The organism is Caulobacter sp. AVps16, from assembly GCF_058681455.1.
In genome coordinates this window covers 2,095,011-2,120,220 of record NZ_CM178739.1, presented here as the reverse complement: position 1 = coordinate 2,120,220, position 25,210 = coordinate 2,095,011, and the positions used below count along the sequence as shown (strand labels likewise).

The following is a 25,210-nucleotide window of genomic DNA, read 5'->3' as shown; positions in this document are numbered from 1 at the left end:
ATCCCGGTAACAACACACCACAGGGAACGGAGTTCGTCAGACCAGCCCCGTGACAGCCCGGGCCCCGCTGCTGTCCGGGAACACCCGGCTCTCGAGCGCGGCGCGGTCGAGGCCCAGATGATCGCTCAGCAGGCCCTTGAACAGACCGCGCAGGTCGAGGCTCGGGGCCAGGTCGCGGTTCTCGAACAGGGCGTTCGGGGCCAGGCCCGGCCAGTCGCCGATGATCCCGCCCGGCTTCAGGGCACCGCCCAGCAGAAGCGCCGTGGAGGCCGTGCCGTGGTCGGTGCCGCCGGTGCCGTTGGCGCGGGCAGTGCGGCCAAACTCCGTCACCGTGAGCACCACGGTGTTCTGCCATTCCGCGCCGAGGCCGGTATTGAGGCCTGCCAGCACCGAGTCCAGATAGGCCAGGCGGGTGGCGATCTGGCCGTTCTGGCCGGCATGGGTATCCCAGCCGTCGAGCGACAGGGCCGCGATGCGGGGGCCGCCCTCCTGGACGAGGAAGCCGGCCAGGGTGGCACCCAGCTTGCGGGCCGCCTCGCGTCCCTCCCGGCCGCCGCGACCGGGGGCGGGAGCCATCATGCCGCCGGTCGGTGACTGGGCTCCAAGGGCGGTCTGGGCCATGGCTTCGGTTTCCAGGCCGCGCGCCAGGGAAGGGCCCATCAGCGGGTCATTGCGATAGAGGTCCTGCAGCAGGGCCGGCAGGCGGGGGGAGTCCTCGACGCTCGGACCCGGCGACCAGCTGGCGGCCTGCACCTTGCCCCGCAGGATCAGCGGCGTGGTGGCCCCGACGGAGAGACCGCCGGCCTTGCCGGAGGCGGGGAAGGTTTCCAGGGCCCGGTTCAGCCAGCCCGAGGTGGTGGCATAGACCTGGGCCGAGCCGCTCTCGAGCACGTCCTGGGCCTCGAAATGCGAGCGGGCCCGGTCCGGCGATGCCACGGCCGGCGCGATCCGGGCATGGCCCTGCAGGGCCAGGGCGTGGACGGCGGTCAGGGCCGGGTGGAGGGCGAAGGTTCCGTCGAGCTTCAGACCGTCCTCCTTCCGGATGGCGAGGTCACGCCGCAGGGCCTGATAGTGCGGGTCGCCGACGGGCGGACTGACCGACAGGCCGTCCATGCCGCCGCGACAGATCACGACCACCAGCTTGCGCCGGTCCAGGGCGCTGTCGCGGTCCGCCAGGGCCGGGCGTCCCAGGAAGGTCACGGACAGGCCGAGACCGGCGGCAGCGGCCAGGGCCTGGCGGCGGTTGATCATCGGGTGAGCGGTCATCGACGCTGGAACTCCGGGCTCATCAGCAGCAGGGCGAAGGCCTCGCTGCGGGTTTCGGCGCGCGCCACGGCCTGGGCGCTCGGGACCGACAGGCGGGCTCCCAGGGCATTCTGGGCGGCTACAGAAGGGTCCATGCGCTCAGCAATGACCTCGGCGAAGGCCTGGCTCCATTGCAGGCGCTTGATCAGGCCGTCGGGCGAGCACCATTCCCCGGCCATATCCGACCAGCCCTTGGGCGACGGCGCGGAGAAGCCCCGCTGGCCCAGGCTGATCAGGGGGAGGGTGATGCGCTCGAAGGCCGAGGGCTGGGCCCCGATCAGGCGCCAGGCCGAGATCAGGAACTCGTAAGGGGTCTTGAACTTGCTCGCGGCCGGGTCCCAGGACTCCGGGGCCTCGATGAGGGTGCGGGCGACGCGATCCAGCCGGCCGCCGCTGTCCCGGAAACTGGCCTCCAGCCGGGCGACCAGGCTCGGCGGCGGATCATCGGCCACGAAATGCCGGGCGATCTTGAAGGCCAGATGCCGGGCCGTGGCCGGATGGGCGGCGAGGTCCTTGAGGATGCCCAGGCCCTGGCCAAGGTCGCCCGCCCTGTAGGTCTTGCCCAGCAGGGTGCGGGGGCCGGGCTCGTGGATGTTTTCCCGGAACACGAACTGGCCGGCCCGGGCATCGTCTTCGCGGCCGATGCTGAACCCGGTCAGGGCCCGGGCCAGTTCCGTCACGTCGGCCTGGCTGTAGCCGGCCTCGATCCCGAGCGTATGCAGTTCAAGGATCTCGCGGGCGAGATTTTCATTGAGGCCCCGCCGGCTGTTGCGGTCGCCCAGGGCGCTGTTGGGACCGACCGACTGGGCCTGGTCGAGATAGGTCAGCATGGCCGGATGAGTGCTGGCGGCGACCAGCAGGTCTTCGAAGCGGCCAAAGGCGTAGGGGCGGATCACCTCCTGTTCGAAGGGGCCGACCATGGCGGCGGTGATCTCCTTGGTGCTGGAGACCGTGAAGTGGTTGGCCCAGAACAGCGCCCAGCGCTCGCGAAAGCCGTCCGCCGTGCCGGCCCCCAGCCGCGCCCTTGCCAGAAAGTCGGCGGCGGCCTTGTCGCGCAGGACGCGGTTGGCCTGCTGCACCGCGACCGTGCGGGGTTCGCCATCATCCCTGGCCTCGCGGCGCAGTGCCTGATAGGCCCGCATGGCCACGAAGCGCTGGGCGGCCGTCTCGGGCCTGTCCTGAGGCTGGTCGGCGCCGCGACCGTCGATCTGGTCGATCAGCGACCCGCGCGGATCGTGCGCCGCCGCCGTGATGTCGCCGGGCCGCGCACCAAGACCGAAGCGGGTCACGGCCAGGGCCGCCATCATGTCTTTGTCGGGCAGGGACAAGGTCAGGCTCTCCGGGTTCCCGGCACTTGTATCCGGGGGCGTTCTTGACCATTCAACGCCCTGGACCGGACGATCCGTCGTCCAATGCCCTGTACCTGCCGAAGGAGGCCTCATCCGTGGCCGAGAAAACCCCGCCCCTCGAAAAGCCCCGCCGGTTCTACAAGGCAGTCACGGTCGGGTCCGTGGACGCAGGTTATGCCGTGCAGCTGGATGGCCGCACGCCCAAGTCGCCGGCCAAGTCGGCCCTGGTCCTGCCGTCGGAAGCCCTGGCCCAGCTGGTTGCCGACGAATGGGCGGCGCAGGACAAGGTCATCGACTCGACCGTCATGCCGGCCACCCGCCTGGCCTTTACCGCCATTGACCGCATTGCCGAGACCCGCGCCGCCGTGGCCGCCGAGGTCGCGGCCTATGCCGGCTCCGATCTGCTCTGCTACCGCGCCGAGCACCCGACGCCGCTCGTCGAGCGGCAGACCCGCGACTGGCAGCCCGTGCTCGACTGGGCCGAACAGGCCCTGGGCCTGAGCTTCCAGCCCGTCACCGGGATCATCCATACGCCCCAGCCGCCCCAGACCCTGGCGCGGGTGGAGGCCCTGGCCGCCTCGCTTGACGATTTCAGCCTGGCCGGGGTGGCCTATGCCGCCGGCCTGCTGGGGTCGTCGGTCCTGGCCCTGGCTCTGCGCGCCGGCGAACTGGATGGCCAGAGGGCGCTGGACCTGTCGCGCCTTGAGGAAATCTTCCAGGCCGATACCTGGGGCCAGGACGAGGAAGCCCGGCTGCGCGCCGACAACCTGGCGATCGAGGCCCTGGCCCTTGAGCGCTGGTTCCTGGCCCTGGCCCGGACCCAGCCCTAGCGGCCGGCTTTGCTGCACTGCCGTAAGGGCTGGCTTGCCAGTCCGGCCGCGCGGCTTTACCCCTCGTCCGATAAGGCGGCCCCACGGCCTGGGAGATCGCCGTCTGGAGCAGGGGAACGCATCCGTGCAGAATATTCTCGAGGAACTGGATCGTCGTCGCGAGCAGGCCAAGGGCGGCGGCGGCGACAAACGCGTCGCGGCCCAGCACGCCAAGGGCAAGCTGACGGCTCGCGAGCGCATCGACCTGCTCCTCGACGAAGGCAGCTTCGAAGAGTTCGACATGTTCGTCGAGCACCGCAGCGCCGACTTCGGCATGCAGGACCAGAAGATCCCCGGAGACGGCGTCGTCACCGGCTGGGGCACGATCAATGGCAAGGTCGTCTATGTCTTCTCCAAGGATTTCACGGTGTTCGGCGGCTCGCTGTCGGGTGCTCACGCGGCCAAGATCGTCAAGGTCCAGCGCCAGGCCATGAAGGTCGGCGCGCCGATCATCGGCCTGTTCGATGCCGGCGGGGCCCGCATTCAGGAGGGTGTCGACAGCCTGGCCGGCTATGCCGACATCTTCATGGAAAACGTCCTGGCCTCGGGTGTCGTGCCGCAGATCAGCGTGATCATGGGCCCCTGCGCCGGCGGCGACGTCTATTCGCCGGCCATGACCGACTTCATCTTCATGGTGAAGGACACCAGCTACATGTTCGTGACCGGTCCTGACGTGGTCAAGACGGTCACCAACGAGGTGGTCACTGCCGAGGAACTGGGCGGAGCCCGGGTCCACGCGGCCAAGTCGGGCGTCGCCGAAGGGGCTTTCGAGAACGACCTGGAGGCCATGACCCAGGTCCGCCGCCTGGTCGATTTCCTGCCCAGCTCCAATCGCGAAACGGCGCCCGACCGCGAGAGCTTCGATGAGCCCCTTCGCGAGGAGATGAGCCTCGACACCCTGATCCCCAGCGATCCGGGCAAGCCCTACGACATGAAGGAACTGATCCTGAAGATCGTCGACGAAGCCGACTTCTTCGAGATCTCCAGCGAATGGGCCAAGAACATCATCTGCGGCTTTGCCCGTATGGACGGCGAGAGCGTCGGCATCGTTGCCAACCAGCCCCAGGTTCTGGCCGGGGTGCTGGACATCGATTCCAGCCGCAAGGCCGCGCGCTTCGTGCGCTTCTGCGACGCCTTCAACATTCCGATCGTCACCCTGGTCGACGTCCCGGGCTTCATGCCGGGCACCAAGCAGGAATATGGCGGCCTGATCAAACACGGCGCCAAGCTGCTGTTCGCCTATGCCGAGGCCACGGTGCCCAAGATCACGGTCATCACCCGCAAGGCCTATGGCGGCGCCTATGACGTGATGAGCTCCAAGCACCTGCGCGGCGACCTCAACTATGCCTGGCCCACCGCCGAGATCGCGGTCATGGGGGCCAAGGGGGCGGTCGAGATCATCTTCCGCGCCGAGGCTAAGGATCCGGTCGCCCTGGCTGCCCGCGAGGCCGAATACAAGGCCGCCTTCGCCAATCCGTTCGTAGCCGCCAGCCGCGGCTATATCGACGACGTGATCATGCCGCACGGCACCCGTCGGCGGATTGTCCGGGGCCTGAAGAGCCTGAAGGGCAAGGAACTGTCCAACCCCTGGAAGAAGCACGACAACATCCCGCTCTAGGGCCTGTCGGCGTGGTCAACCGGCCAGCGCCGCTGGCCCCCTCCTGACCTGCTGCGCAGGTCGTCCTCCCCCCTGCGGGGGGAAGATGAGATTGCCGCCCTACATCTTCCCCCTGCGGGGGAAGACGGCTGCGTAGCAGCCCGTAGGGGGCAAGTACGGGGAAAGACTGCCCCTTATCCCCGTGCTTTCCCGAACCAACCCCAGCCCATTCAACGCCCTGTAAAAACAACCACCGCGCCCGTCCGACGCGCCCAATCCTCCCGTATTCTGTACCCACCTCGTCGCGAGGAAAGGGCGCAAGGCCAGCGACCATTGCGGCGGCGGGGGGTGATCGAGCGGGGCTGGGGTCGAGGGGGATACTCGACCGGTCCGGGGATCTGGTTGCTGGCCAGACCCGCCCGCCGTCGGCGTGGTTGAAGGCAAAAGGGCGTGTCTGGCTGTAAGCCCGTCCTCTTCGACCGCCGGAACGCGCTGGAAACGGCGGGATCCGGGTCCCGGTAAGGCCTCAACAGGGCCACCTGGCGGGAGGCTGACGGAAAACGGTGACGCGGAGCGGACGGCTTCGTCGAAACGGTTACTCTATCCAATCATCCGGGCGAGCCCGGACGCTTCGCGACCCTTTCCACAACTCAGCGAGAGATCGTGTGAGGTCGCGAAGCCGTGTCCGTCTGACTTGCCCCCTACGGGTCGCTTCGCGACCGTCTTCCCCCGGAGGGGGAAGATGAAAGGCGCGAACCCATCTTCCCCCTCCGGGGGAGGACGACCGCGATAGCGGTCAGGAGGGGGCGAGTGGTGAATCGATCAAACCTTGCCGGCCGCCTCGCGGATGCCCCTCATCCGCTCCAGCGCGCCCTGCAGGATCCAGCCGGCGGCCATCTTGTCGACCACCTCGGCGCGACGCTTGCGATTGACGTCGTGCTCCTCGATCAGCACCCGGGTCACGGCAGCGGTCGACAGGCGCTCGTCCCAGAAGGTGATCGGCACGTGCGGTTGCAGGCGCAACAGGTTGCGGCCAAGGGCGCGGTTGGACTGGCAGCGGACGCCCTCGGTGCCGTCCATGTTCATCGGCAGGCCAATGACGATGCCGGCGGCCTTGCGGCTACCCATCAGCTTGAAGAGCGTCTCGGCGTCCTCGGTGAACTTGGACTTGCGGATCAGGGCCAGGGGACTAGCGACGGTCAGGGTGACGTCGGAAACGGCCACGCCGATGGTTTTTTCGCCGGGATCGAGGCCGACGATCGGCAGGTAATCGGGGATGGCGGCGGCGAAGTCTTCGATGTCTAAAACGGGCATCGCGCCTCATAACACATCGAAGCGCCCAACTTACATTGGGAAGCGCCCAACTTAGGTTAGGAACCCTTGTCAAAGCGCCCCTCTGGCGGCTAACCCACGCGCTTGGAATTCAGGAGGCCCCCATGGCCATTGACGTCGCCACAGTGCGCAAGGTCGCGCGGCTCGCGCGGATCGCCACACCCGAAGATCGCCTGGAGCCCCTGGCCCAGGAGCTCAACGGCATCATGGCGTGGATTGAACAGCTGGCCGAGGTCGATACCGACGGCGTCGAGCCCCTGACCAGCGTGGTCGGGGCCGGTGCCCCGTTGCGCGAGGACGTGGTGACCATGGGCGGCGACGCCTCGGTGATCACCTCCAATGCGCCCAAGTCTGTCGACGGCTTCTTCGTCGTGCCCAAGGTGGTCGAATAATGAGTGCCCTGACCTCCCTGACCCTGAAGGGTGCCATCGATGGCCTGACGGCCGGCGACTTCACCTCGGTCGAACTGACCACGGCCCATATCGAGGCCATTGAGGCCGCGCGGGCCCTGAACGCCTTCATCGTCGAGACCCCGGAACAGGCCCTGGCCATGGCCGCGGCCTCCGACGCCCGCCGCGCCCTGGGTGCAGCCGGCCCGCTGGACGGCGCGCCCCTGGGCATCAAGGACCTGTTCTGCACCAAAGGCGTCCAGACGACCGCCTGCTCGAACATCCTCAAGGGCTTTGTCCCGGAGTACGAATCCACCGTCACCAGCCAGCTGTGGCGCGACGGTGCGGTGATGCTGGGCAAGCTCAACCTCGACCAGTTCGCCATGGGCTCGTCCAACGAGACCAGCGCCTTCGGCCCGGTGACCAATCCCTGGCGCTCGACGGCCAGCAACAAGGCCCTGACCCCCGGCGGCTCGTCGGGTGGATCGGCTGCGGCCGTGGCCGCCGACCTGTGCCTGGGGGCCACCGCCACCGACACCGGCGGCTCGATCCGCCAGCCGGCCGCCTTTACCGGCACTGTGGGCATCAAGCCGACCTATGGCCGCTGCTCGCGCTGGGGCGTCGTGGCCTTTGCCAGCTCGCTGGACCAGGCCGGCCCGATCGCCAAGACCGTCGAGGATGCGGCCCTGCTGCTGACCTCGATGTGCGGCCATGACCCCAAGGACTCCACCAGCCTCGACGTGCCGGTGCCGGACTTCACCCAGTTCGTCGGCAAGTCGGTCAAGGGCCTGAAGATCGGGATTCCCAAGGAATACCGCGTCGACAACATGCCGGCCGAGATCGAGAAGCTGTGGGAAGACGGCATCGCCTGGCTGAAGGAAGCCGGCTGCGAGATCGTCGACATCACCCTGCCGCACACCAAGTACGCCCTGCCGGCCTATTACATCGTCGCTCCGGCCGAAGCCTCGTCGAACCTGGCCCGTTATGACGGCATGCGCTACGGCCTGCGGGCCGAGGGCGGCAACCTGACCGAAACCTATGAGAACACCCGCGCCGAAGGCTTCGGCGACGAGGTCAAGCGCCGCATCCTGATCGGCACCTATGTGCTCAGCGCCGGCTATTATGACGCCTATTATCTGAAGGCCCTGAAGGTGCGTCGCCGCATCGCCGAGGACTTCGACAAGGCCTGGGAGCGCTGCGACGCCATCCTGACCCCGACGGCCCCGTCGGCGGCCTTCGGCCTGGGCGAGAACAGCAATGATCCGATCGCCATGTACCTGAATGACGTGTTCACGGTGACGACCAACCTTGCCGGCCTGCCGGGTCTGTCCCTGCCGGCCGGCCTCGATGCCAATGGTCTGCCTCTGGGCCTGCAGATCATCGGCAAGCCCCTCGATGAGGGCACGGTATTCTCGGTGGCCGGGGCGCTGGAAAAGGCGGCCGGGTTCAACGCCAAGGCCGGAAAGTGGTGGTGAGCGCGATGACCGATTCCAAGACCATTCAGGGCCGCACCGGCCCCTGGGAAATCGTTCTGGGCCTTGAGGTCCACGCCCAGGTTGCCAGCAAGTCCAAGCTGTTCTCCGGCGCGGCCGTCGGCTTCGGCGCGGGCCCCAATGAGCAGGTCAGCCTGGTGGATGCCGCCATGCCCGGCATGCTGCCGGTCCTGAACGGCTTCTGCGTTGAGCAGGCGGTCAAGACGGGTCTGGGCCTGAAGGCCAAGATCAATCTGAAGAGCCGGTTCGACCGCAAGAACTACTTCTATCCCGACCTGCCGCAGGGCTATCAGATCAGCCAGTTCGATCAGCCGATCGTCGGTGAGGGCGTCGTCACGGTCGAGCGCGACGACGGCACGACCTTCGAGGTGCGCATCGAGCGCCTGCACCTGGAGCAGGATGCCGGCAAGTCGCTGCACGATCAGGATCCGAACGCGACCTATGTCGACCTGAACCGTGCGGGTACGGCGCTGATGGAGATCGTCTCCAAGCCCGACATGCGGACCTCGGAAGAGGCCGCCGCCTATGTGAAGAAGCTGCGGACGATCCTGGTCTATCTGGGCACCTGCGATGGCGACATGGACAAGGGCAACCTGCGCGCCGACGTCAATGTCTCGGTGTGCCGTCCCGGGGCCTACGAGAAGTTCCGCGAGACCGGCAGCTTCAGCCATCTGGGCACGCGCTGCGAGATCAAGAACGTCAACTCGTACCGCTATATCCAGCAGGCCATCGAATATGAGGCCCGTCGCCAGATCGAGATCCTCGAAGACGGTGGCAAGGTTGATCAGGAAACGCGCCTGTTCGATCCGAACAAGCTGGAAACCCGCTCGATGCGGTCCAAGGAAGAGGCGCATGACTATCGCTACTTCCCCGATCCCGACCTGCTGCCGCTGATCCTTGATCCCGACTGGGTGCAGTCGATCGAGGCCACCCTGCCGGAGCTGCCGGACGCCAAGAAGGCGCGTCTTCAGAGCGAGTATGGCCTGTCGGCCTATGATGCCGGGGTGCTGATCATTGAAAGCGACCGGGCCGACTATTTCGAAGCCGCCGCCAAGGGGCGGGATGCCAAGCTGGTGTCCAACTGGGTGACCAATGAGCTGCTCTCGAAGCTGTCCTCGGGCGGCCACGAGATCGCCAACTCGCCCTTGCCCTCGTCCGACATCGCCCAGCTGGTCGAGCTGATCGAGAACGGCACCATCTCGTCGAAGATCGCCAAGGAGGTCTTCGAGCACATGTGGGCCGGCGAGGGGCGTCCTGCCGAGATCGTCGAGAAGCGTGGCCTGGTCCAGATCAACGATACCGGGGCCATCGAGGCGGCTATTGACGCCCTGATCGCCGCCAATCCGGACAAGGCTGCGGCCGTGAAGGACAAGCCCCAGGCCATCGGCTGGTTCGTCGGCCAGGTGATGAAGGAGACCGGTGGCAAGGCCAATCCGGCCACGGTCAACGATCTCCTGAAGTCCAAGCTGGGCCTGTAGGCCTGAAACCGCGCCCCGGACCCTGGGTCCCGGGGCGCGGCAGTCTAGGCGGCGGCTAGTAGCCGCCGTTCATCACGTCGAAGATCAGTCCGGTCGCAATGGCGGCGAGGACATAGTCATTGCCGGCCCGGTACCAGTAATAGCCGCGCGGCGGCGCATGCAGACGGTAGCGGTGGTAGTCGTGAACGACATAGCCCCCGCTGCGATAATAGGGCGGCAGATAGGCTCCGCGCCGCCAGGCATTGTATCCGGGCCTATAGCCAGGGCGGCCGTAATAGTGTGACGGGGGCGCGCCGTAATAGAAGCGGTCGCGATAGTAGTAACCATTGTGGCGGCCGCGATCCCAGCGGTCTTCTCGCCGGTCCCAGCGGTCCTCGCGGCGGTTCCAGCGTCCGCCGTCGTGCCGGGCGTCGCGACGATCTTCACGGCGGTCCCAGCGATCCTCGCGACGGTCCCATCCGCCGCGATCCTGGGCCGAAGCGTCGCTGGCCGTGAGCGCGATGGGGGCGGCCACCGAGGCGACCGCAGCGATGGTGAGCAACAGACGTTTCATCTCGTCCACTCCTTTTGGTCGGGCGGTTTCTCAACCGCCGAGTCCCTCGACCTGGCGAGCAAGGTTGTTCTGGCCGGCTGAACCGGGCCTGAATGGGGCTGTCAGGCACCGGTCTTGCTCCGGTGGTCAGGGCGCTTGGTGTGGTGAATCGGCAACGTGCGGATCGGGATTTGATCTGCGACCAATCGTCCAAGGCGGACGGCTTCAACGCGACATGGCTTGCCTGCGGCACAAACCGGCGCTTCAGTGATGGTGCAGAGGGGCGCTTCGGCCTGGGCTCGACCCTAGCCGCTCGGGGCCCCAAAGCGCCGGAATGGCCTGACAAACCGGCCGTTTGACGTGTCTCTGGCGGCTTTGAGTCTTCGCTGGGCTCGACCTGGCGATAGACGTCCTGGGTTGCCGAAGGGCGCGGCGTTAACTCGCCGTATACATGCCTTTACACTGAGTAATACCCCTGAAGAATGCATGTATTCAGATCATGATTCATGATGTCGCGCCGCTTAACTATATATTCAGTGGCGATGGACTTTCCTGCTCTCAGGCCTGAGATCGGACAGAACGTCTGAGGGGCCTGCAAGTGGAGAAGACGCCATGATGATGAGCCTCGAACCCCCGCCCGCCCATGTCCTGCCGCTGCCGACCCCTGAGTCCTCGGGCGACGAGCTGTTCCGCATGGGGCTGATGTATTCCACCGGCCAGGGTGGTGCGCCTGTCGACTATGTCTCGGCTCATATGCTGTTCAATCTGGCAGCCATGCGCGGCTCGGTCGAAGCAAAGGTCTATCGCAAGGAACTGTCGCAGGAGATGGCCAGCGAAGACGTCGCCGAAGCCCAGCGCGCCGCGCGGGAATGGCTGGCACACGGCTGAATCCGGCTTTCCGGATTCGGCAGCAGGCCAGTCCTCAGCTGGAGTCTATTGGCCGACGCCGTTGACTGCGTAGCTGAAACTGACCGGTAGCAGGTCCCGGAAATACTGCTGCATGAATAGACCCGTTTCGGCCGCTCCGCTGCGGGGCACGTAAACGATGTCGAACCTGCGGAGCGGGATCAGGTCTATGCCACCCGGATTGGTCATGCCCTTCAGGAGGTCGGCTGTCCGCAACATGGCGCGGCCGTCTGGCCCGCGACGAATGATCACAACCTGGCTGCGCTTTGAGGATGCCTTGAAGCCGCCAGCCTGAATGACGGCGCGCAGCGCGTCCACATCACCCGGCATGTCGTAGACGCCGGGAGCGCCGACCTCGCCGCCAACAAACACCTTGAGCGGCATTGTGGCTTTCACCGCCACTTGCACCTGTGGCCTGAGCAGCTGGCTGCCATAGGCCTCGGTGATCGCATCCTCCAGCTCAAAAATCGTACGGTCCGCTGCCATTACCGGTCCCAGCAGGGGCAGGACAATGCGCCCGTCCGGCTGAATGATGGCCGTTCTGTTGAGTTCGGTGGCCGATGCCACCGTCACCTCGACCTCATCGCCTGGATAGAACCGATAGGAGGGCTCCTGTTCGGACCAGTCCGCATAGCCGATGTTCGGGAAGTTCGCGCTGGGGCGTGGCGCGGGCGTGAGCGGCTCGCCGTCCACATGGCTACAGGCCGTTACACCACTGCTCAGAAGCAGGATGGCCAGGGCCGTCGAAAGGGGCGTGCGTGAGTGCATGCAGCAAGTCTTAACAGGAATGGGTAACGAACTCTTAAGGGCGGGCGGACCAGTTTGGCTCTGAGAGTGAACCCTTCGGATTCGTATGTCGACGACGAGCGCCTGGACCAGTGTGCCGCACGATCCTCCATCGCAACGCGACTGGGCGACCCGTGCCCGCTATGCGCCGTCCGACTTCATCACGCTGCTATGGCGAGAACGTTTCCTGATGCTGGGCATTTTCCTGGTGATTGCCGGCCTGGGCATCGCCTTCTCGCTGACCCTGAAAAAGAACTACACCGCAGAATCCAGCCTCTTCGTTCGCCTGGGCCAGGAATATGTCTATGAACCCCGCGCCGGCGATGCTGGCCGCGGAGCGGTGCCGGACGTGGATCAGGTCATTCAGTCTGAGGCCGAAATTCTCGGGAGCGGCGAACTTCGAGAGCGGGTTATTCGCAAGCTCGGCTTCGCGGAAGTGTTTCCCTCACAGGCCGCAAAATATGCCGCTGCGACGCCGGAAGGTAAGCGCAAGTTGATCGCCCTCGGCCGCGATTCCATCGCCAAGAACCTCAAGATCGAGACCGCGCCGGACAATTCCATTATCCGGCTGTCTTACCAGAACGAAGCTCCGGATCGGGCTGAGAAGGTGTTGAACACCCTGCTGGAAGAGTATCTCACCTATCGTCGGCGGCTGCTGATTGGTGGCGACGACCGTGTCCTGCAGCGGCAGAAAGACATCTTCGAGCAAAAGCTCCAGGAGACGGACACGAGCTACCAGTCCTTCCTGACCACCAATGACATCGGCGACTTTTCGGCCCAGAAGGCGACGCTGACGCAACTGCAGACTCAGGTCGAGCAGCAGAAGTACTCGATTGAAGCCCAGTTGCAGGATCGCACCGCCCGACTGGCTGCGGTCGAGTCTGAACTCGCGCGGACGCCGGCCGAAACCGTGCTCTATCGCGATGCCGACACGACGGCGGCGGCAAAACTCAACCAGTTGAAGCTGGATCGTGAGGGTTTGCTCTCTCGCTATCGTTCCGATGCGAGCCCGGTTCGCGATATCGATGCCCAGATTGCCCAACTGGAAAAGGGCATGGCGGCGGGGCGCACCAGTGGTGAGGGCGCGCGGCGGAGTGGCCCCAATCCGATTTGGCAAACCCTGCAGACCTCCCGCAACGACCTGATCGCCGAAGTCGCGGCCCTTCGGGTGTCTGAGGCAACCGCGGGTCAGCAGGTCGCGGATGTGAATCAGCGCTTGCTGCGCCTGGCTGAACTTGAGCCGCAGTTCAATCAGCTGAGCCGCGATCGCGATGTCCTGTCGTCCAATGTTCGTGACTTCACGGTCAAGGAGCAGCAGGACGAGGCGCAACGTCGGATGTCATCGGAAAGCAGCGACAATATTCGCATCGTCCAGCGCGCTGTGGCACCGTCTCAAGGCAAGAGCCTGCAGAAGCCCATTCTTGCCCTGACGATCCTGTTTGCGGCCTTCACGGCAGCCTGTGCCGGCCTGGTTAGGATGTTTCTCCGTCCTGGCTTGCAGACCCCTGCTTCGGCGGCTCGGACCTTGAACCTCCCGGTTCTGGCCTCCGCCGGCTACAAGCCCTGAGCGGTTCCCAATGAGTGCTTTGGTCGCCTTTCGCGCGCTCAGGGAATGGCGCTAGTTTGAAGCTTCTGAACGCGCGGCGATTCGACGGATGGTAGATTTGAACGCCGAGATGGCGGAGTTGTGGAGCTCACTGGGCGCACCAGCGCCTGGGCGTCCGCACGTCATCCAGGTGGTTGCCGCCCGGAGAGGTGAGGGCACATCCACCATAGCCCGCGAACTCGCCCGCTTCACCTCCGCCCGCGCCGGCCGCAAGACCTGGCTGGTCGATATGGATCTGGCGACTTCAAACCAGTTCCAGACCCTTTCGTCGCAGCCCGAGCGGTTTGGCGTCCTGGGACCGGCCGTGGCCGCTTCGCCTGATGAGTCGGCCTTCTTCACGGTTCAGCCACCGGCTCCCCGCTCTGACGGTGGCGTCTGGCCGGATTCCAAGTACCTGACCGCACATAGTGTCGGCGGATCTCGCCTTTGGGTTACGCGCTTCAATCGCGATGCTCTTCGAGGGCGTCAAAAGGTCCACATCATTCCGGGTGCCGAGTATTGGCAGGCGCTGCGTCGCCACGCGGAGGTCATTGTCGTCGACAGTCCGTCGACAGATCGCTCCCAGGCTGCCCTGACCGTAGCCCAGCACATGGATCAGACGGTTCTGGTGGTTTCGGCCCAGCAACCTGACGTCAAGCCTCCCGCCCAGCTGCGCGATGCCCTGGCCACAGCGGGTGGTCGTTGCGCGGGTGTGTTCTTCAACCAGGCCTCTGTGCAGCCGCCCGCCTTCCTGCGGGCGATCCTCCCGTGACGCAGCCGGGGAGGGCACCGCTCCTCCTGCCTCAGATCGCGCTTTTCTGCGCGGCAGTCGCCATGCTGCTGCTCTACAGCGGCGGCTGGGCCCTACCGCTTTTTGGTGAAAAGGCCGACGAGTCCGCCGCAGGCTTCATGCGCGTCGCCTATCTGCCCGCCTATGCCGCAGGCTTTCTGCTGATCGCGCTCAATCCTCGCAACCTGCTGCGGGTGCTGGTTCGCCAGCCGCTTTTGATCGCGCTGATGCTGATCGTGATTGGCTCGACCTTCTGGTCCATAGCGCCGGACGTCACGACCCGTCGCGCGTTTGCGGTCACCTGCACCACCCTGGGCGGACTGGCGCTCGCCGCCCGCTACAAGTGGGCTGAACTGGCCGAGGTGGTGGGAGCGACCTTTGTCGTGCTGATCGTTGCCAGCTTCTTTGTCTGTCTGGCCGTGCCGTCCATCGGCGTGATGACGGAGCTGTTCCCTGGAGCCTGGAGAGGGCTGTGGATGGAGAAGAACGGGCTCGGGGGGCTGATGGCCCTCGGCTTCTGTTTGCTCTCGGCTGCCGCTCTGCTCAATCCCCAGAGGGCAAGGCTTTGGTGGCCCTTCGCAGGCCTGGCACTGGTGCTGGTCCTGATGTCCACATCCAAGACGTCCCTGGCCTCTCTTCTCGTCGGGGCGGCGGCCTTGGTCTTTGTTCTGATCGCCAGACGGAGCCCCGCAGCCAGCGCGGCCATCACCTGGACGGGCGTGACCGGCGTTCTGCTGGTGGCAGGGTTCCTGCTCGTGGCTTCCGATGTGTTCTTTGCCATTCTTGGCAAGGACGCCACCCTGACAGGCCGAACGGAGATCTGGAGTGCGGCCATGCGCCAGATCGAACTCAGACCCTGGACCGGCTATGGCTACGCTGCCGTTTGGGACAACAAATCCGGATGGGGCCCTTTTGCCTGGATCTCCAAGGATGCGGGGTTCCAGGCCCACCATGCTCACAACTCCTGGATCGAGCAGTGGCTTGGTATGGGCATCATCGGCCTGGCGGCCTGGGGTCTATTCTATCTTCAGACCCTGACCCTGGCGATCATCGCCGTGTTCCGTGAGCGCGGAGCGCTGCTCGTCTTTCCGTTTCTGGTTGTCTACACCCTGGTGTCGCTGACTGAGAGCATCGCGGTGGTCTACAACGACTTTCGCTGGGCGCTTTTTGTGACGTTTGCGGCCAAGCTGGCCTTTTCGGATTGGCAGCAGGCACGCGACTAGGCGCTGGCGCGAACCAAGTTTTTAACCGCCGTGACCTAGGATCTCCGTTCAGATCCTAGACGTCGAAATGGGCGGAGCCCTGATCAGTGCAGACCACAGCCATTCAGGCCGGGCCGAACGACGGTTCCAGCGAAGACCAATCCAGCACGGGGAACAAGCCCTCGGGGTCTGGGCCGGCGCGCTTGGCGATCATTCTCAGCTTTCTGGTCTATGTTGCCCTGGTGGGCCTGGCATGGTGGAGCGTCCTGCAGGTCGTGCCGGGCCAGGTGTCTCTGACCCTGCTGGGCCGGACGCTGCAGACGGATTCGGCGCATGAGCACATCAACAATGCCGCCCTGATCTTCCTGCTTCTGCCTTCGGCACTCTGGATCGAGGCGGTTACCGTTGGATGGTCGAAGAGTTCGGCCCGCCAGCTGCTCTTTTCCCCAACCGCCTCACTGAAGTCCGATCTGGCCTGCTTCGTCTTGGGGCAGGCCCGCATTCTCGACATTGTCGGGCGTGTTCTGATGCTGGGGGCCTCGATGGTTTCCGGCGCCTGGGTTCAGAACTGGCTGCGGACCACCACGGGCCTGGATATCGGGCCACCGCCGGTGCCATTGCCGCTCCAGGTCGTGTTCTATTTCTATGTCTACACCTTCTTCGACTACTGGACCCACCGGCTGGACCACACCCGCCGCTTCTGGCCTCTGCACCGCTATCACCATTCAGCGAGCGACTTTGGCGTGATCACCGCCGGTCGACAGCACCCGGCGGCCTTTACAGGTGTCTTTGTGGTCAATCTGCCGATGGCTGTTCTCGGTGCGCCGGCGGATGTGATGATCTACGTCAATGTCCTTGTGGTGGGCATTGGCTTCCTGATCCATTCGAGGATTGACGCGAACTGGGGATGGGTCGGTCGCTATCTGATCCAGTCGCCCAATCATCACCGCCTGCACCACAAGCTGGATATGAGCCATCCTACGGGGCACTTCGCGATCGCTCCGATCTGGGACCGGATGTTCGGCACCTGGTACGGCGACGCGGATGCGTCAATCGCCATTGGCGTCGACACACCCTACCGGCATGGATTGTTCGTCCTGCGCGACATGCTGCGTGACTATCTGCACTTCTGGATCGGTCTGTTCGGGGGGCGCAATGATGGGCCGGATTCGGACCTGTCTCTGCTACCGAAGCCCCGTGCCGCGAAGCTCTAGAGGCCGATCCGGCGGGCCCCTTCGGCGACGGTAACGACGTCGAAGCCGGCATGAATTGCGCCATCGACCAGTCGCTCAAGCGCTTGGGTCGAACAGCCCCATTGGGACGGCGTGTCAGAGACGTCGTGGGTATAGAGGATCAGCCAGGCCTTGCGCGCATGGGCACGGTCCAGCCAGTTCAGGGCGACAGATTCTCCGTCCTCGCCCTCAATCCCCACGGCGGGGGCCTGGTTCAGGTCTGCGCCATTGGCGATCAGACCGTGATGCAGGGCTCTGACGGTCTTGAACCGCGCCGCCAAGAGCTGTTTGGCAGGCGCGCCGACGTCTCCATAGGGATAGGCGAAGCTGACGGGAGCAGCGACACCCCAAGACCTTAGCGCCGCAGCGTTCTGGTCCAGGTCGGCTTGTGTCGCCTCTTGTGTCGATTGACCACAATCGAGGTGGGAGTAGGTGTGGCACCCGATCTCGTGACCGGCCTCATGCAGGCGCGCTGCGTCCTCGCCCGTGGCGAACCGACCCATGGGGCCTTCGCGTCCCGTCAGGCCGGCTGCGAAATAATAGGTGCCGCGCAGGCCCCGCGCCTCCAGGACGGCTGCGCCAGCGACGCAGGCCGTGGCCGGGGCATCGTCAAAACTGAAAGAGACCATGGGTCGCTCCAGCTTGACCCGCGCCGGGCGGCGATAGGCCAGTCGGATGAGCCGGCGACGCAACTTCCCCTTCAGGGTGCGGTCGGGCTCATAGGCGTCGACCTTGTCATGGCTGGTCTGCATCATACGGCTTCACAATAGAGCGCGGCGCGATAGAGCCGCATGGCCAAGGCTCGCAGGGCGGTCGGAGCGGCCTCGTTGAGAGCAAATGCCTTCAACAGGGGCCGCCAGGCCGTCCTGAGCGGGATGTGTTTCAGGGCGCGCGCCACCTTGTAGCTGGGATAGGTGCTGACGATCTCGCGGTGGGCGCTGACGACGCGGGCAAAGTTCGATGCCGACTGCTCATACTTGGCCGCTATGACCGGCGCAGTATCGAGGCCCAGATGCGTGGCTGAATTGTCGATGTGCAGAATGGGATGGCTGCGTCCGACCCGCATGGCCCACTCGACGTCCTCCCAGCCCCAACCGCTGAACCCCTCATCGAAGGCGACCGCTTCAAAGACGTCGCGGCGGACCAGCAGATTGGAGGTAAAGACGTGCTTTTCCGGGGCCTTGGCCCGCTCCGGTGCAGGCGTGCAGTCTCCCCGCAACGCCATGGCCCGATGAAGGGCGTGCTCGGGGCGAAGGAGGGTCTGGTTGAGGGTAAAGCCGCCAAAGGCGATCGGCGTGTTCTCCCGTTCGGCCAGGGCCGCCCAACGGGCCAGGAAATCAGCGGGATCGGGCAGCATGTCGCTGTCGAGAAACAGGAAGTGGTTCGCGCGCGCATGCCTGGCCAGCAGGTTGCGCCCCTTGGAGCGGCCCTGGTTGGCCGTCAGTCGAACCAGGCGAGCGGGCAGCCGCATCCGCTCGATCCGGCCGGCGATGCGGCTGGCCAGGGCATCGTCTCCGCTTCCGTCGTCCAGAACGATGACCTCAGCACAAACAGCCGGATCATCGAGCGCTGCAAGCAGGGCTGACGGGTCATCGCGAAACATCGGGATCAACACGGAGAGGCGTGGCTTGGCCGTCGTCCAGGCTGCATTGTCCACGATGAACTCTTTGACCGGAGAGATCATGCAGGACGGGCCTTTCGTCGAATGAGACCAGAGATCTTGCCGCGAAGACCGTCGACATCGAGTCCCAGCATGATGCCGCCATAGACGACCGCACCCACGCCCGCCTTCAGGATCAGTTCCTGAAGGCCGCCGGGAGAGGGCATGGCCATGACAGAGACCGCCATGACTACACAGCCTAGGCCCGACTTGCCCAGCGTGCGCCAGGGAATTGGCAGGGGCTGAGCGCCTTGGCCAAGGGTCCAGGCCGCCAGCGCGCCGATCCCATAGCTCGCCGTTGTGGCCCAAAGGGCACCGTTCAGGCCGAGCCTGGGGATCAGGACCAGGTTCAGCACCAGATTGGCAAGGGCTGGGACCGCCATGGCGACGATCAGCATCGGTGTGCGTCGACCCAGGGTGAAGGCCTGGAGCAGATAGTAGGTGGTGACACCCGCCAGCCAGCCGCTGGCGGCGATCCAGGGAACGACCTGAACCGCGCCGGCGCGGAGCGACTCGCCGACCATCAGTTCGACCAGCGGCTCGGCGACCAGGGCGAGACCCACAGCGGCGGGCAGGGTCAGCAGGACCATGAAGGAGGCCTGCTCGCGGGCAGCATCCTTCAAGGCTGCAGCACCGCCACGCTCCAGTGCGGATACAAGGGCGGGGCCGCCCGCCATGCCCAGCCAGATGAAGACGACGTCCAGGGTCCGGCTGCCCAGTGAATAGCCGGCATGGTAGACCCCGACCGCTGCTTCACCCAGATAAGCCGCCAGAAGGAAACGGTCTGTGGTCGCAAGCACCAGGGCCAGGATCAGCGACAGCGCGACCGGCACGCCATAGGTCGCATAGTCACGAGCCAGGGCCCGATCGAAGTGCCCCCCTCTCATCCGCCCCAGGTCCGTGGGAAGCACGAATATGAGGCAGAGCAGCGAGATCGCCCCCATGCCCATCAGGGGTGCCGCGCCGCCCAGGCCGGCAAGGGCAAGGACCAGGCCCAGGAGGAAGCCGCCAACGGTCTGGACGATGTCGAGCAGGGCCGCGCTTGAGACTTCGCCCGCAGCCCGACGGCGTTCCTGGGACAGCTTGGTCAGGCTTTTGATACTGGCGGAGGCGAAGGCCGCAGCCAAAGCGACCTTCATCGGGGCGGCGAGCGGCAGCAGGAACAGGACGAAGCCCGCTATCACGGGGATCACCAGGGCGCAGCCAAACCATAGGCGATACAGCGTCGCGAAGTGGTCCGGCAGTCGACCATCTTCGCTGCGAGCCGCGAAGAAGCGCGCCATGGCCGCTTCAGACCAGGTCAGAAGGAGGGTCTGGGTCAGGCTCAAGGCCGAGAAGGCCAGGGCGTAGCTGCCATATTCCTCAGGCGTGAGAACCCTCGTGAACAGGACGATGGTCAGCAGGCCAACCACGCCCTGGGCGATGTTGACCGGCAGATAGCCGAGGATGCCACGCCAGAACATCGTAGACCTCAGCGCACTGTCGCCCGGTCCCCCAGCAGGCAGGGGATGGTCATGATGATGATGTAGAGGTCGAGCCAGAAGGATTGCCGTTCGATGTAGTCCACGTCCAGGGCAACCCGCTCGCGGACGAGTTCTGGTGTATCAACCGGTCCGCGTGAGCCGTTTATGGCGGCCCAGCCTGTGACGCCCGGCTTCATGCGATGTCGGTGGGCGTATTGCTCCACCAGTTTTGCCGACTCCACGTCGCCGGTCTTCATGCCGACTGCGTGGGGTCGCGGACCGACGATCGACATCTCGCCCGCCAGGACGTTGAACAACTGGGGAAGCTCATCGAGGCTTGTCTTGCGGATAAACCGCCCAACCTTGGTCACGCGATCATCATTGGCGCTGATCTGGCGGACAGCCTTGGCGTCAGCCATGTCGTGGCGCATGGAGCGGAACTTCCAGACGAGGATCTCCTCGTTGTTGAAGCCATGCCGACGTTGACGGAAAAAGACCGGGCCAGGACTGTCCAGGCGGACGGCGATGGCCACGATCGCCATGATCGGCGCGGCGACGATCAGGCCACTGATTCCGACAACCAGATCCTGCAGGCGTTTGACTATGGCTTTGCGCGTGCTGCCTAGGTTGCCGGATAGGTCTGTCAGGGCGGCATCGGCAATGCGGGACACTGCGGCATCGCTGGCCTGATCGCGGCCGACGTCGACGAACAGACTGATCGGATTGGGCAGGACTTCCAGCTTTTCTACCAGCTGCCGGACCCGGCTCTGAGCGGCCGGTGTGACCGTGATCACGATGCGGTCAACATAAGGCATGACACGGTGGTCGATCAGGGCTGAGGTGTCGCCCAGCACGGGTACGCCCAAAAGGTTTTCCGGCGCGCGGTCCAGCCGGTCATCGAAGATCCCCAGCACATTGACCTCGCCGGTTCGCAATGCGGCTTCAATCAGATGCTGAGCATTGGCAGTAGCGCCGACCACAACGATATTGGGCGTCAGACGTCCATGCCGGCGCCCGCGGCCGATGATGATCCACCAGCCGGTGTGCAGGACCAGAACCAGGGGAGCCAGGCCCATAAAGGCGACGACCGGAAAGACCGTGGGGGCGTTCCAGGCGGGCAGGGCGGTGTTTACCGCCAGGACTGTGGTTGCCCCTGCGCCAAAGGCGGCCGCGACTCGCAGGGCGTGTCGGGGCAGGGGCTCGCGCCGCGCGAAAACATAGGCGTCCAGAGCCCGAAGCGAGAGGAGCAGCACGAGCAGGCCCCCACCCAGGGACAGGATGGCGTGTCCGGGAATTAGAGGGTCCCCGGGGCGCTGCGACATTATTGCGAACATCGCCGCGCAGTATCCGGCTGCGATAAGCGCATCGACGGCCCGGAACGCCCGAGCCAGGGCGCGCGCCTCGAATCGAGCCCGCGCCGGAACCAGATGCTCGGGACGGAAAGGGCCTCTGCGCGCGCTGGATGGTGAATGTCGCGAAGTCCGGCTGCGGGGGGGCGTTGGGACCACGTCCACCTTCGGCGCACCGTCGGATGCGGCGTCGCTCGGGACCGGGAGATCGCGGGAAATGACGGGCGGCATGGGCTCTGGACCGATAAACTAGCAACCAATCTAGCTTCGCGGTCTGAGCTTGACGTTAACGCACCGATTTCCTTCCACGCATGATTGTCATGGGCCCACGAACAGGCTATCCAGCCGCTCCCTCTCAGGAGGAGACGTGGCCGAGAGGCTGAAGGCACCGCTTTGCTAAAGCGGCATACCCCAAAAGGGTATCGAGGGTTCGAATCCCTCCGTCTCCGCCACCTACCCTCATTTTCATTGCCGCCGGGCGAGTCCGGTCGAGAGATCCCTCGAATCGAGCCGAACTGCAGTCATGGGCCGCCCAGCAGGGCGGAGCGACCCATGACCGATTGCTAGACGCTTTCGAGCGCGCGGGTCTCGACAGTCGCAGGCGCAAGGCGAGCCTGCAGTGCCTCAAGTTGGTCGTAGAGTGTCTGGGGCATACGCGAGCCAAGCCGACGGTAGCCATCCTCGATGAGTTTGGCCTCTTCAAGCCAGACCGACTTGTCGATCGAAAGCAGGAGTTTGAGGTCTTCTGGCGTCAGGTTCAGCCCGGCAACGTCCAGAGCGTCAGGCGCGGGAAGACGGCCGATGGCCGAGTCGGTCGCCCCTGCCTCGCCCTCGAGGCGCTCGACGATCCATTTGAGAACGCGGGCATTTTCCCCATAGCCAGGCCAGACAAACCGGCCGGTATCGTCCTTGCGGAACCAGTTGACGAAATAGATGCGCGGAAGCTTGGCGGGATCAGCCTGGGCACCGACCTTCAGCCAGTGACTGAAATAGTCGCCCATGTTGTAGCCGCAGAAGGGCAGCATCGCGAACGGATCCCGGCGAAGTTCGCCGATCTTGTTCTCGGCCGCAGCCGTCCCTTCGGACGCGACGTTGGAGGCGAGGAAAACGCCATGCTCCCAGTCGAAGGCCTCAGTGACCAGGGGCACCGCTGAAGCGCGGCGACCGCCAAACAGAATCGCCGAGATGGGCACTCCCGCCGGGTCCTCCCATTCGTCGGCGATGACCGGGCACTGGCCGGCCGGGACGGCGAAGCGGGCATTGGGGTGGGCTGCAGGTTCGCCCATGGCCGGGGTCCAGGCACGACCCTTCCAGTCGGTCAGGCCTTCCGGCGGCGTTGAGGTCAGGCCTTCCCACCAGACGTCGCCATCCGCTGTCAGGGCGACATTGGTATAGATACAGTTGGCGTGCAGGGTATCGATCGCGTTTCGGTTGGTCTTGTTGCCCGTGCCGGGGGCCACGCCGAAGAAGCCGGCTTCGGGATTGATGGCATACAGTCGGCCATCGGTCCCAAAACGCATCCAGCAGATATCGTCGCCAATGGTTTCGGCCTTCCAGCCTGGCAGGGTCGGCTGCAGCATGGCCATATTGGTCTTGCCGCAGGCGCTGGGGAAGGCCGCCGCGACATAGCGAACCTTGCCGGCAGGCGAGGTGAGCTTGAGGATGAGCATGTGCTCGGCCAGCCAGCCCTCGTCGCGGGCCATCACCGAAGCAATACGCAGGGCATAGCACTTCTTGCCAAGCAGGGCGTTGCCGCCATAGCCGGAACCAAAGGACCAGATTTCCCGGCTTTCCGGGAAATGAACGATGTACTTCTCTTCATTGCACGGCCAGGCCACGTCGGCCTGCCCGTCTGCCAGAGGCGCGCCCAGTGTGTGGAGCGCCGGCACAAAGAAGCCGTCTTCGCCCAGGGCGTCTAGCGCGGGCTGTCCCATGCGGGTCATGACCCGCATCGACACCGCGACATAGGCGCTGTCGGTGATCTCGACGCCAAGTGCACTGATCGGGGATCCAACCGGACCCATGGAGAAGGGTACGACATACATGGTCCTGCCGCGCATGCAGCCGTCGAACAGTTCGCCAAGGACCGCGCGCATCTCCTGTGGGTCGCGCCAGTTGTTGGTGGGGCCAGCGTCGTCCTTGTCCTGCGAACAGATAAAGGTTCGGCTTTCCACCCTCGCAACGTCGCGTGGATCGGAGGCGGCGTAGAACGAGTTTGGGCGGAGGGCAGGATTCAGGCGCTTCAGCGTACCGGTGGCGACAAGCTCACTGGTCAGTTGCTCCCATTCTGCATCTGAGCCGTCACACCAATGGATCGCCTTGGGCTTGGTGAGAGCGGCGACCTCGTTGACCCATGCCAAGAGACGCACGTGTTTGGTAGGGGGCACCACGGTGCCCGGCCCTTCGATCTGCATTGCTCATCCTGCCTGCGTATTTTGGCGGAACTATTGTCCGCCTTTAACGTCAGTATAGCGACCTTGAGCAACGCCGATAGACTGTCATGCCTATGACAACGTTGTCGCTTTTCAGAAGGGCAAAATCAGTCGTCTTGCTGCTCTTCAGTTTCAAGTTGAGCGATATTTTGCCTGTGGTGGCCCCGCAGCCGATCGCCATGACCTATAGACCGAAGGTTGGCATGACCCTGAAGACGGAGCGTTAGTCGCTTGGCCTTAGGTGGCGCGATGATGACCCACCCTTCCGGCCCGCGTTGGCGGCGAGGTCTCGATCCTTGGCGAAGCTTCGCTTTTCGCTCGGCACGCTGGCTCCGCCTTTCCGCGCAATCTCACGGCGCTTTTCGGGGTCCATGGCGGCGAAACCGCGGCGGCCGCGGGGAGGTTCGCTAGTGAGGTCCATTGGAAGGGCTCCAGCTCGATACAGGTCTAGATCGCTGAGAGGCGCGCAGCGTCGTAGGGGCGCTGATCGCCAGGGTCGGCCGGCAAGGTATTGGGTGGGACTTCATCGGGCAGCGTGTCCGGGTCGTATTCCGGAAAGGGTGTTTCAGGGGACAGAGGAGAATCTGGGTCGGTCATGGTGGCGGGTCCTGCGCGGTCCATGACGTAACTGGCGAAGCTGTATTCGGTTCACACCAAGACGCGGCTAATCGGGTCTAATAGGCCCCTTTGCGACCCGGATCAGGAGATCCAGCCCGTGCCGAAGTCCGACAGATCCAAGCCTTCGACCCATATCACCCCGCCACACTGGCGATTGGGAGCCGGATGCCTTGTTGGTCTTGCCGCCTGGTGTCTCGCCGTGAAACTGCAGGCCCCGCCGGGCTCCCCGCTCCTGGTGGGCTGGAATGCCGCAGCGAACGCCTATCTGGCTCTGACCTGGCGAATGTTTCTGCGCGCCGAAGAGGCCGAAATTCGTATTCGCGCGGCCCGGGACGATGAGGGGCGCTCGGTGCTGATGCTGATCGTCCTTGCTGCGATCGCTGTCAGTTTGGCCGCTGTGGTCGACGCCATGGTCGCCGCGAGGACTGTACAGGGCTCAGCCAAGACATTTCTGGCGGTCAATGCCGGCGCAACGCTGGTCCTATCATGGCTGACTTTGCAGTCGGTCTTCGTACCGCACTATGCCCATCGCCATTTCGGCGACGGCAACCGTCATGGCGGGATCGGGTTTCCCGGTGAACCACCAAGCAGCTATATGGATTTCGTCTATCTGGCCTTCAGCGTCGGGGCGACCTTCCAGGTATCGGACAACACGGTGCTGACCTCTCGTTTGCGGCGACTGGTAACCGCCCATGCGGCCACTGCCTTTGCCTACAACACGGCTATCCTTGCCCTGGGGATCAACATCATCGCGGGCGTAATCGGCAGTTAGCAGCGTCGCGCTTGCACTGGCATTTCAGGCACCAGGCCGGTTGCACGTTGGCCGCCCCGAGCGCCTCATCC

At 64.9% G+C, this 25,210-nt stretch carries 22 protein-coding genes and 1 tRNA gene; 12 read left to right on the top strand and 11 right to left on the bottom strand.

All coding sequences use genetic code 11. The annotated features are described in order from the left end of the window. Nucleotides 1-36: 36 nt before the first annotated feature. The gene (locus ACW17U_RS10180; protein WP_492052301.1) at nt 37-1,266 is read right to left on the bottom strand and encodes a DUF1501 domain-containing protein; all 1,230 of its coding nucleotides are present in this window, start codon (nt 1,264-1,266) and stop codon (nt 37-39) included. Beyond that, nucleotides 1,263-2,633, bottom strand: coding sequence for a DUF1800 domain-containing protein (locus ACW17U_RS10175; RefSeq protein WP_492052299.1), 1,371 nt, complete (start codon nt 2,631-2,633; stop codon nt 1,263-1,265). The genes ACW17U_RS10180 and ACW17U_RS10175 overlap by 4 nt, the downstream gene beginning before the upstream one ends. Nucleotides 2,634-2,677: 44 nt before the next feature. On the opposite strand from ACW17U_RS10175, the gene ACW17U_RS10170 reads away from it, so the two are divergent. Both ACW17U_RS10170 and ACW17U_RS10165 read left to right on the top strand, forming a co-directional pair. After that, the gene (locus ACW17U_RS10170) at nt 2,678-3,484 is read left to right on the top strand and encodes an ATP12 family chaperone protein (RefSeq protein WP_492052297.1); all 807 of its coding nucleotides are present in this window, start codon (nt 2,678-2,680) and stop codon (nt 3,482-3,484) included. A 124-nt stretch (nt 3,485-3,608) separates the two neighbouring features. After that, a complete protein-coding gene (locus ACW17U_RS10165) occupies nt 3,609-5,141 on the top strand; it encodes an acyl-CoA carboxylase subunit beta (protein ID WP_492052295.1) in 1,533 nt (510 codons plus the stop codon). Nucleotides 5,142-5,942: 801 nt separating this feature from the next. Here the strand turns inward: ACW17U_RS10165 and ruvX are convergent. Beyond that, nucleotides 5,943-6,434: a Holliday junction resolvase RuvX gene (gene ruvX, locus ACW17U_RS10160; protein WP_492052293.1), complete on the bottom strand. Its 492-nt coding sequence runs from the start codon at nt 6,432-6,434 to the stop codon at nt 5,943-5,945. A gap of 122 nt (nt 6,435-6,556) precedes the next feature. Here ruvX and gatC point away from each other — a divergent pair, with 122 nt between their 5' ends. Genes gatC through gatB form a run of 3 tightly spaced genes read left to right on the top strand, consistent with a single transcriptional unit; the run spans nt 6,557 to nt 9,812 of the window. Then, nucleotides 6,557-6,844 carry an Asp-tRNA(Asn)/Glu-tRNA(Gln) amidotransferase subunit GatC gene (gene gatC, locus ACW17U_RS10155; RefSeq protein WP_062145614.1) on the top strand — a complete coding sequence of 96 codons (288 nt, stop codon included), beginning with the start codon at nt 6,557-6,559 and terminating at the stop codon, nt 6,842-6,844. Continuing rightward, the gene (gatA, locus tag ACW17U_RS10150) at nt 6,844-8,316 is read left to right on the top strand and encodes an Asp-tRNA(Asn)/Glu-tRNA(Gln) amidotransferase subunit GatA (RefSeq protein WP_492052291.1); all 1,473 of its coding nucleotides are present in this window, start codon (nt 6,844-6,846) and stop codon (nt 8,314-8,316) included. Before gatC ends, gatA begins: the two co-directional genes overlap by 1 nt. A gap of 5 nt (nt 8,317-8,321) precedes the next feature. After that, entirely contained in the window at nt 8,322-9,812 is a 1,491-nt protein-coding gene (gene gatB / locus ACW17U_RS10145) for an Asp-tRNA(Asn)/Glu-tRNA(Gln) amidotransferase subunit GatB (protein ID WP_492055721.1), read from the top strand. Between the two features lie 55 nt (nt 9,813-9,867). Here the strand turns inward: gatB and ACW17U_RS10140 are convergent, their stop codons facing one another. After that, the gene (locus ACW17U_RS10140) at nt 9,868-10,365 is read right to left on the bottom strand and encodes an RcnB family protein (RefSeq protein ID WP_492052289.1); all 498 of its coding nucleotides are present in this window, start codon (nt 10,363-10,365) and stop codon (nt 9,868-9,870) included. Between the two features lie 594 nt (nt 10,366-10,959). Between ACW17U_RS10140 and ACW17U_RS10135 the strand changes: the two genes are divergently transcribed. Beyond that, entirely contained in the window at nt 10,960-11,232 is a 273-nt protein-coding gene (locus ACW17U_RS10135; protein WP_062151334.1) for an SEL1-like repeat protein, read from the top strand. Nucleotides 11,233-11,277: 45 nt separating this feature from the next. Here ACW17U_RS10135 and ACW17U_RS10130 read toward each other — a convergent pair whose 3' ends face one another. Further along, on the bottom strand, nt 11,278-12,018 hold the full coding sequence (locus tag ACW17U_RS10130) for a polysaccharide biosynthesis/export family protein (protein WP_062145622.1): 741 nt from the start codon (nt 12,016-12,018) through the stop codon (nt 11,278-11,280). A gap of 85 nt (nt 12,019-12,103) precedes the next feature. Between ACW17U_RS10130 and ACW17U_RS10125 the strand changes: the two genes are divergently transcribed. The 4 genes from ACW17U_RS10125 to ACW17U_RS10110 all read left to right on the top strand — a co-directional run bounded on the left by ACW17U_RS10125 (nt 12,104) and on the right by ACW17U_RS10110 (nt 16,827). Continuing rightward, nucleotides 12,104-13,603: a GumC family protein gene (locus ACW17U_RS10125; RefSeq protein WP_492052288.1), complete on the top strand. Its 1,500-nt coding sequence runs from the start codon at nt 12,104-12,106 to the stop codon at nt 13,601-13,603. An 88-nt stretch (nt 13,604-13,691) separates the two neighbouring features. Continuing rightward, nucleotides 13,692-14,393: a P-loop NTPase family protein gene (locus ACW17U_RS10120; protein ID WP_062145626.1), complete on the top strand. Its 702-nt coding sequence runs from the start codon at nt 13,692-13,694 to the stop codon at nt 14,391-14,393. 62 nt (nt 14,394-14,455) lie between these two features. Beyond that, the gene (locus ACW17U_RS10115) at nt 14,456-15,634 is read left to right on the top strand and encodes an O-antigen ligase family protein (protein WP_492052286.1); all 1,179 of its coding nucleotides are present in this window, start codon (nt 14,456-14,458) and stop codon (nt 15,632-15,634) included. A 182-nt stretch (nt 15,635-15,816) separates the two neighbouring features. Beyond that, a complete protein-coding gene (locus ACW17U_RS10110; protein WP_492052284.1) occupies nt 15,817-16,827 on the top strand; it encodes a sterol desaturase family protein in 1,011 nt (336 codons plus the stop codon). Here the strand turns inward: ACW17U_RS10110 and hfsH are convergent. From hfsH to hfsE, 4 genes are read right to left on the bottom strand one after another with little or no spacing between them, the layout of a single operon-like run. After that, nucleotides 16,824-17,597 (bottom strand): oligosaccharide deacetylase HfsH, encoded by a 774-nt coding sequence (gene hfsH / locus ACW17U_RS10105; protein WP_062145633.1) that lies wholly within the window; start codon nt 17,595-17,597, stop codon nt 16,824-16,826. The genes ACW17U_RS10110 and hfsH overlap by 4 nt on opposite strands. After that, a complete protein-coding gene (gene hfsG, locus ACW17U_RS10100; protein WP_492052282.1) occupies nt 17,597-18,529 on the bottom strand; it encodes a polysaccharide biosynthesis protein HfsG in 933 nt (310 codons plus the stop codon). The genes hfsH and hfsG overlap by 1 nt, the downstream gene beginning before the upstream one ends. After that, complete coding sequence (hfsF, locus tag ACW17U_RS10095; RefSeq protein WP_492052280.1) at nt 18,526-19,968, bottom strand: polysaccharide biosynthesis protein HfsF; 1,443 nt, start codon at nt 19,966-19,968, stop codon at nt 18,526-18,528. The genes hfsG and hfsF overlap by 4 nt, the downstream gene beginning before the upstream one ends. An 8-nt stretch (nt 19,969-19,976) precedes the next feature. Next, the gene (gene hfsE, locus ACW17U_RS10090; RefSeq protein WP_492052278.1) at nt 19,977-21,548 is read right to left on the bottom strand and encodes a polysaccharide biosynthesis protein HfsE; all 1,572 of its coding nucleotides are present in this window, start codon (nt 21,546-21,548) and stop codon (nt 19,977-19,979) included. A 130-nt stretch (nt 21,549-21,678) separates the two neighbouring features. Here hfsE and ACW17U_RS10085 point away from each other — a divergent pair. After that, nucleotides 21,679-21,769 (top strand) — tRNA-Ser (locus ACW17U_RS10085). A gap of 111 nt (nt 21,770-21,880) precedes the next feature. Here ACW17U_RS10085 and ACW17U_RS10080 read toward each other — a convergent pair. Next, entirely contained in the window at nt 21,881-23,731 is a 1,851-nt protein-coding gene (locus ACW17U_RS10080) for a phosphoenolpyruvate carboxykinase (GTP) (protein ID WP_492052276.1), read from the bottom strand. Nucleotides 23,732-23,972: 241 nt separating this feature from the next. Beyond that, nucleotides 23,973-24,170, bottom strand: a complete 198-nt coding sequence (locus tag ACW17U_RS10075; RefSeq protein WP_084745799.1) for a con-10 family general stress protein — start codon at nt 24,168-24,170, stop codon at nt 23,973-23,975. Nucleotides 24,171-24,464: 294 nt separating this feature from the next. On the opposite strand from ACW17U_RS10075, the gene ACW17U_RS10070 reads away from it, so the two are divergent. Further along, entirely contained in the window at nt 24,465-25,139 is a 675-nt protein-coding gene (locus ACW17U_RS10070; RefSeq protein ID WP_492052274.1) for a DUF1345 domain-containing protein, read from the top strand. The last annotated feature ends 71 nt before the right edge of the window (nt 25,140-25,210 follow it).

Bases quoted from the DNA above. Each gene is read 5' to 3' on its own strand.
- ACW17U_RS10180 (WP_492052301.1), bottom strand. From the start codon at position 1,266: ATGACCGCTCACCCGATGATCAACCGCCGCCAGGCCCTGGCCGCTGCC.
- ruvX (WP_492052293.1), bottom strand. From the start codon at position 6,434: ATGCCCGTTTTAGACATCGAAGACTTCGCCGCCGCCATCCCCGATTAC.
- gatC (WP_062145614.1), top strand. From the start codon at position 6,557: ATGGCCATTGACGTCGCCACAGTGCGCAAGGTCGCGCGGCTCGCGCGG.
- gatA (WP_492052291.1), top strand. From the start codon at position 6,844: ATGAGTGCCCTGACCTCCCTGACCCTGAAGGGTGCCATCGATGGCCTG.
- gatB (WP_492055721.1), top strand. From the start codon at position 8,322: ATGACCGATTCCAAGACCATTCAGGGCCGCACCGGCCCCTGGGAAATC.
- ACW17U_RS10140 (WP_492052289.1), bottom strand. From the start codon at position 10,365: ATGAAACGTCTGTTGCTCACCATCGCTGCGGTCGCCTCGGTGGCCGCC.
- ACW17U_RS10135 (WP_062151334.1), top strand. From the start codon at position 10,960: ATGATGAGCCTCGAACCCCCGCCCGCCCATGTCCTGCCGCTGCCGACC.
- ACW17U_RS10130 (WP_062145622.1), bottom strand. From the start codon at position 12,018: ATGCACTCACGCACGCCCCTTTCGACGGCCCTGGCCATCCTGCTTCTG.
- ACW17U_RS10125 (WP_492052288.1), top strand. From the start codon at position 12,104: ATGTCGACGACGAGCGCCTGGACCAGTGTGCCGCACGATCCTCCATCG.
- ACW17U_RS10120 (WP_062145626.1), top strand. From the start codon at position 13,692: ATGGTAGATTTGAACGCCGAGATGGCGGAGTTGTGGAGCTCACTGGGC.
- ACW17U_RS10115 (WP_492052286.1), top strand. From the start codon at position 14,456: ATGCTGCTGCTCTACAGCGGCGGCTGGGCCCTACCGCTTTTTGGTGAA.
- hfsH (WP_062145633.1), bottom strand. From the start codon at position 17,597: ATGCAGACCAGCCATGACAAGGTCGACGCCTATGAGCCCGACCGCACC.
- hfsG (WP_492052282.1), bottom strand. From the start codon at position 18,529: ATGATCTCTCCGGTCAAAGAGTTCATCGTGGACAATGCAGCCTGGACG.
- hfsF (WP_492052280.1), bottom strand. From the start codon at position 19,968: ATGTTCTGGCGTGGCATCCTCGGCTATCTGCCGGTCAACATCGCCCAG.
- hfsE (WP_492052278.1), bottom strand. From the start codon at position 21,548: ATGCCGCCCGTCATTTCCCGCGATCTCCCGGTCCCGAGCGACGCCGCA.
- ACW17U_RS10080 (WP_492052276.1), bottom strand. From the start codon at position 23,731: ATGCAGATCGAAGGGCCGGGCACCGTGGTGCCCCCTACCAAACACGTG.
- ACW17U_RS10075 (WP_084745799.1), bottom strand. From the start codon at position 24,170: ATGGACCTCACTAGCGAACCTCCCCGCGGCCGCCGCGGTTTCGCCGCC.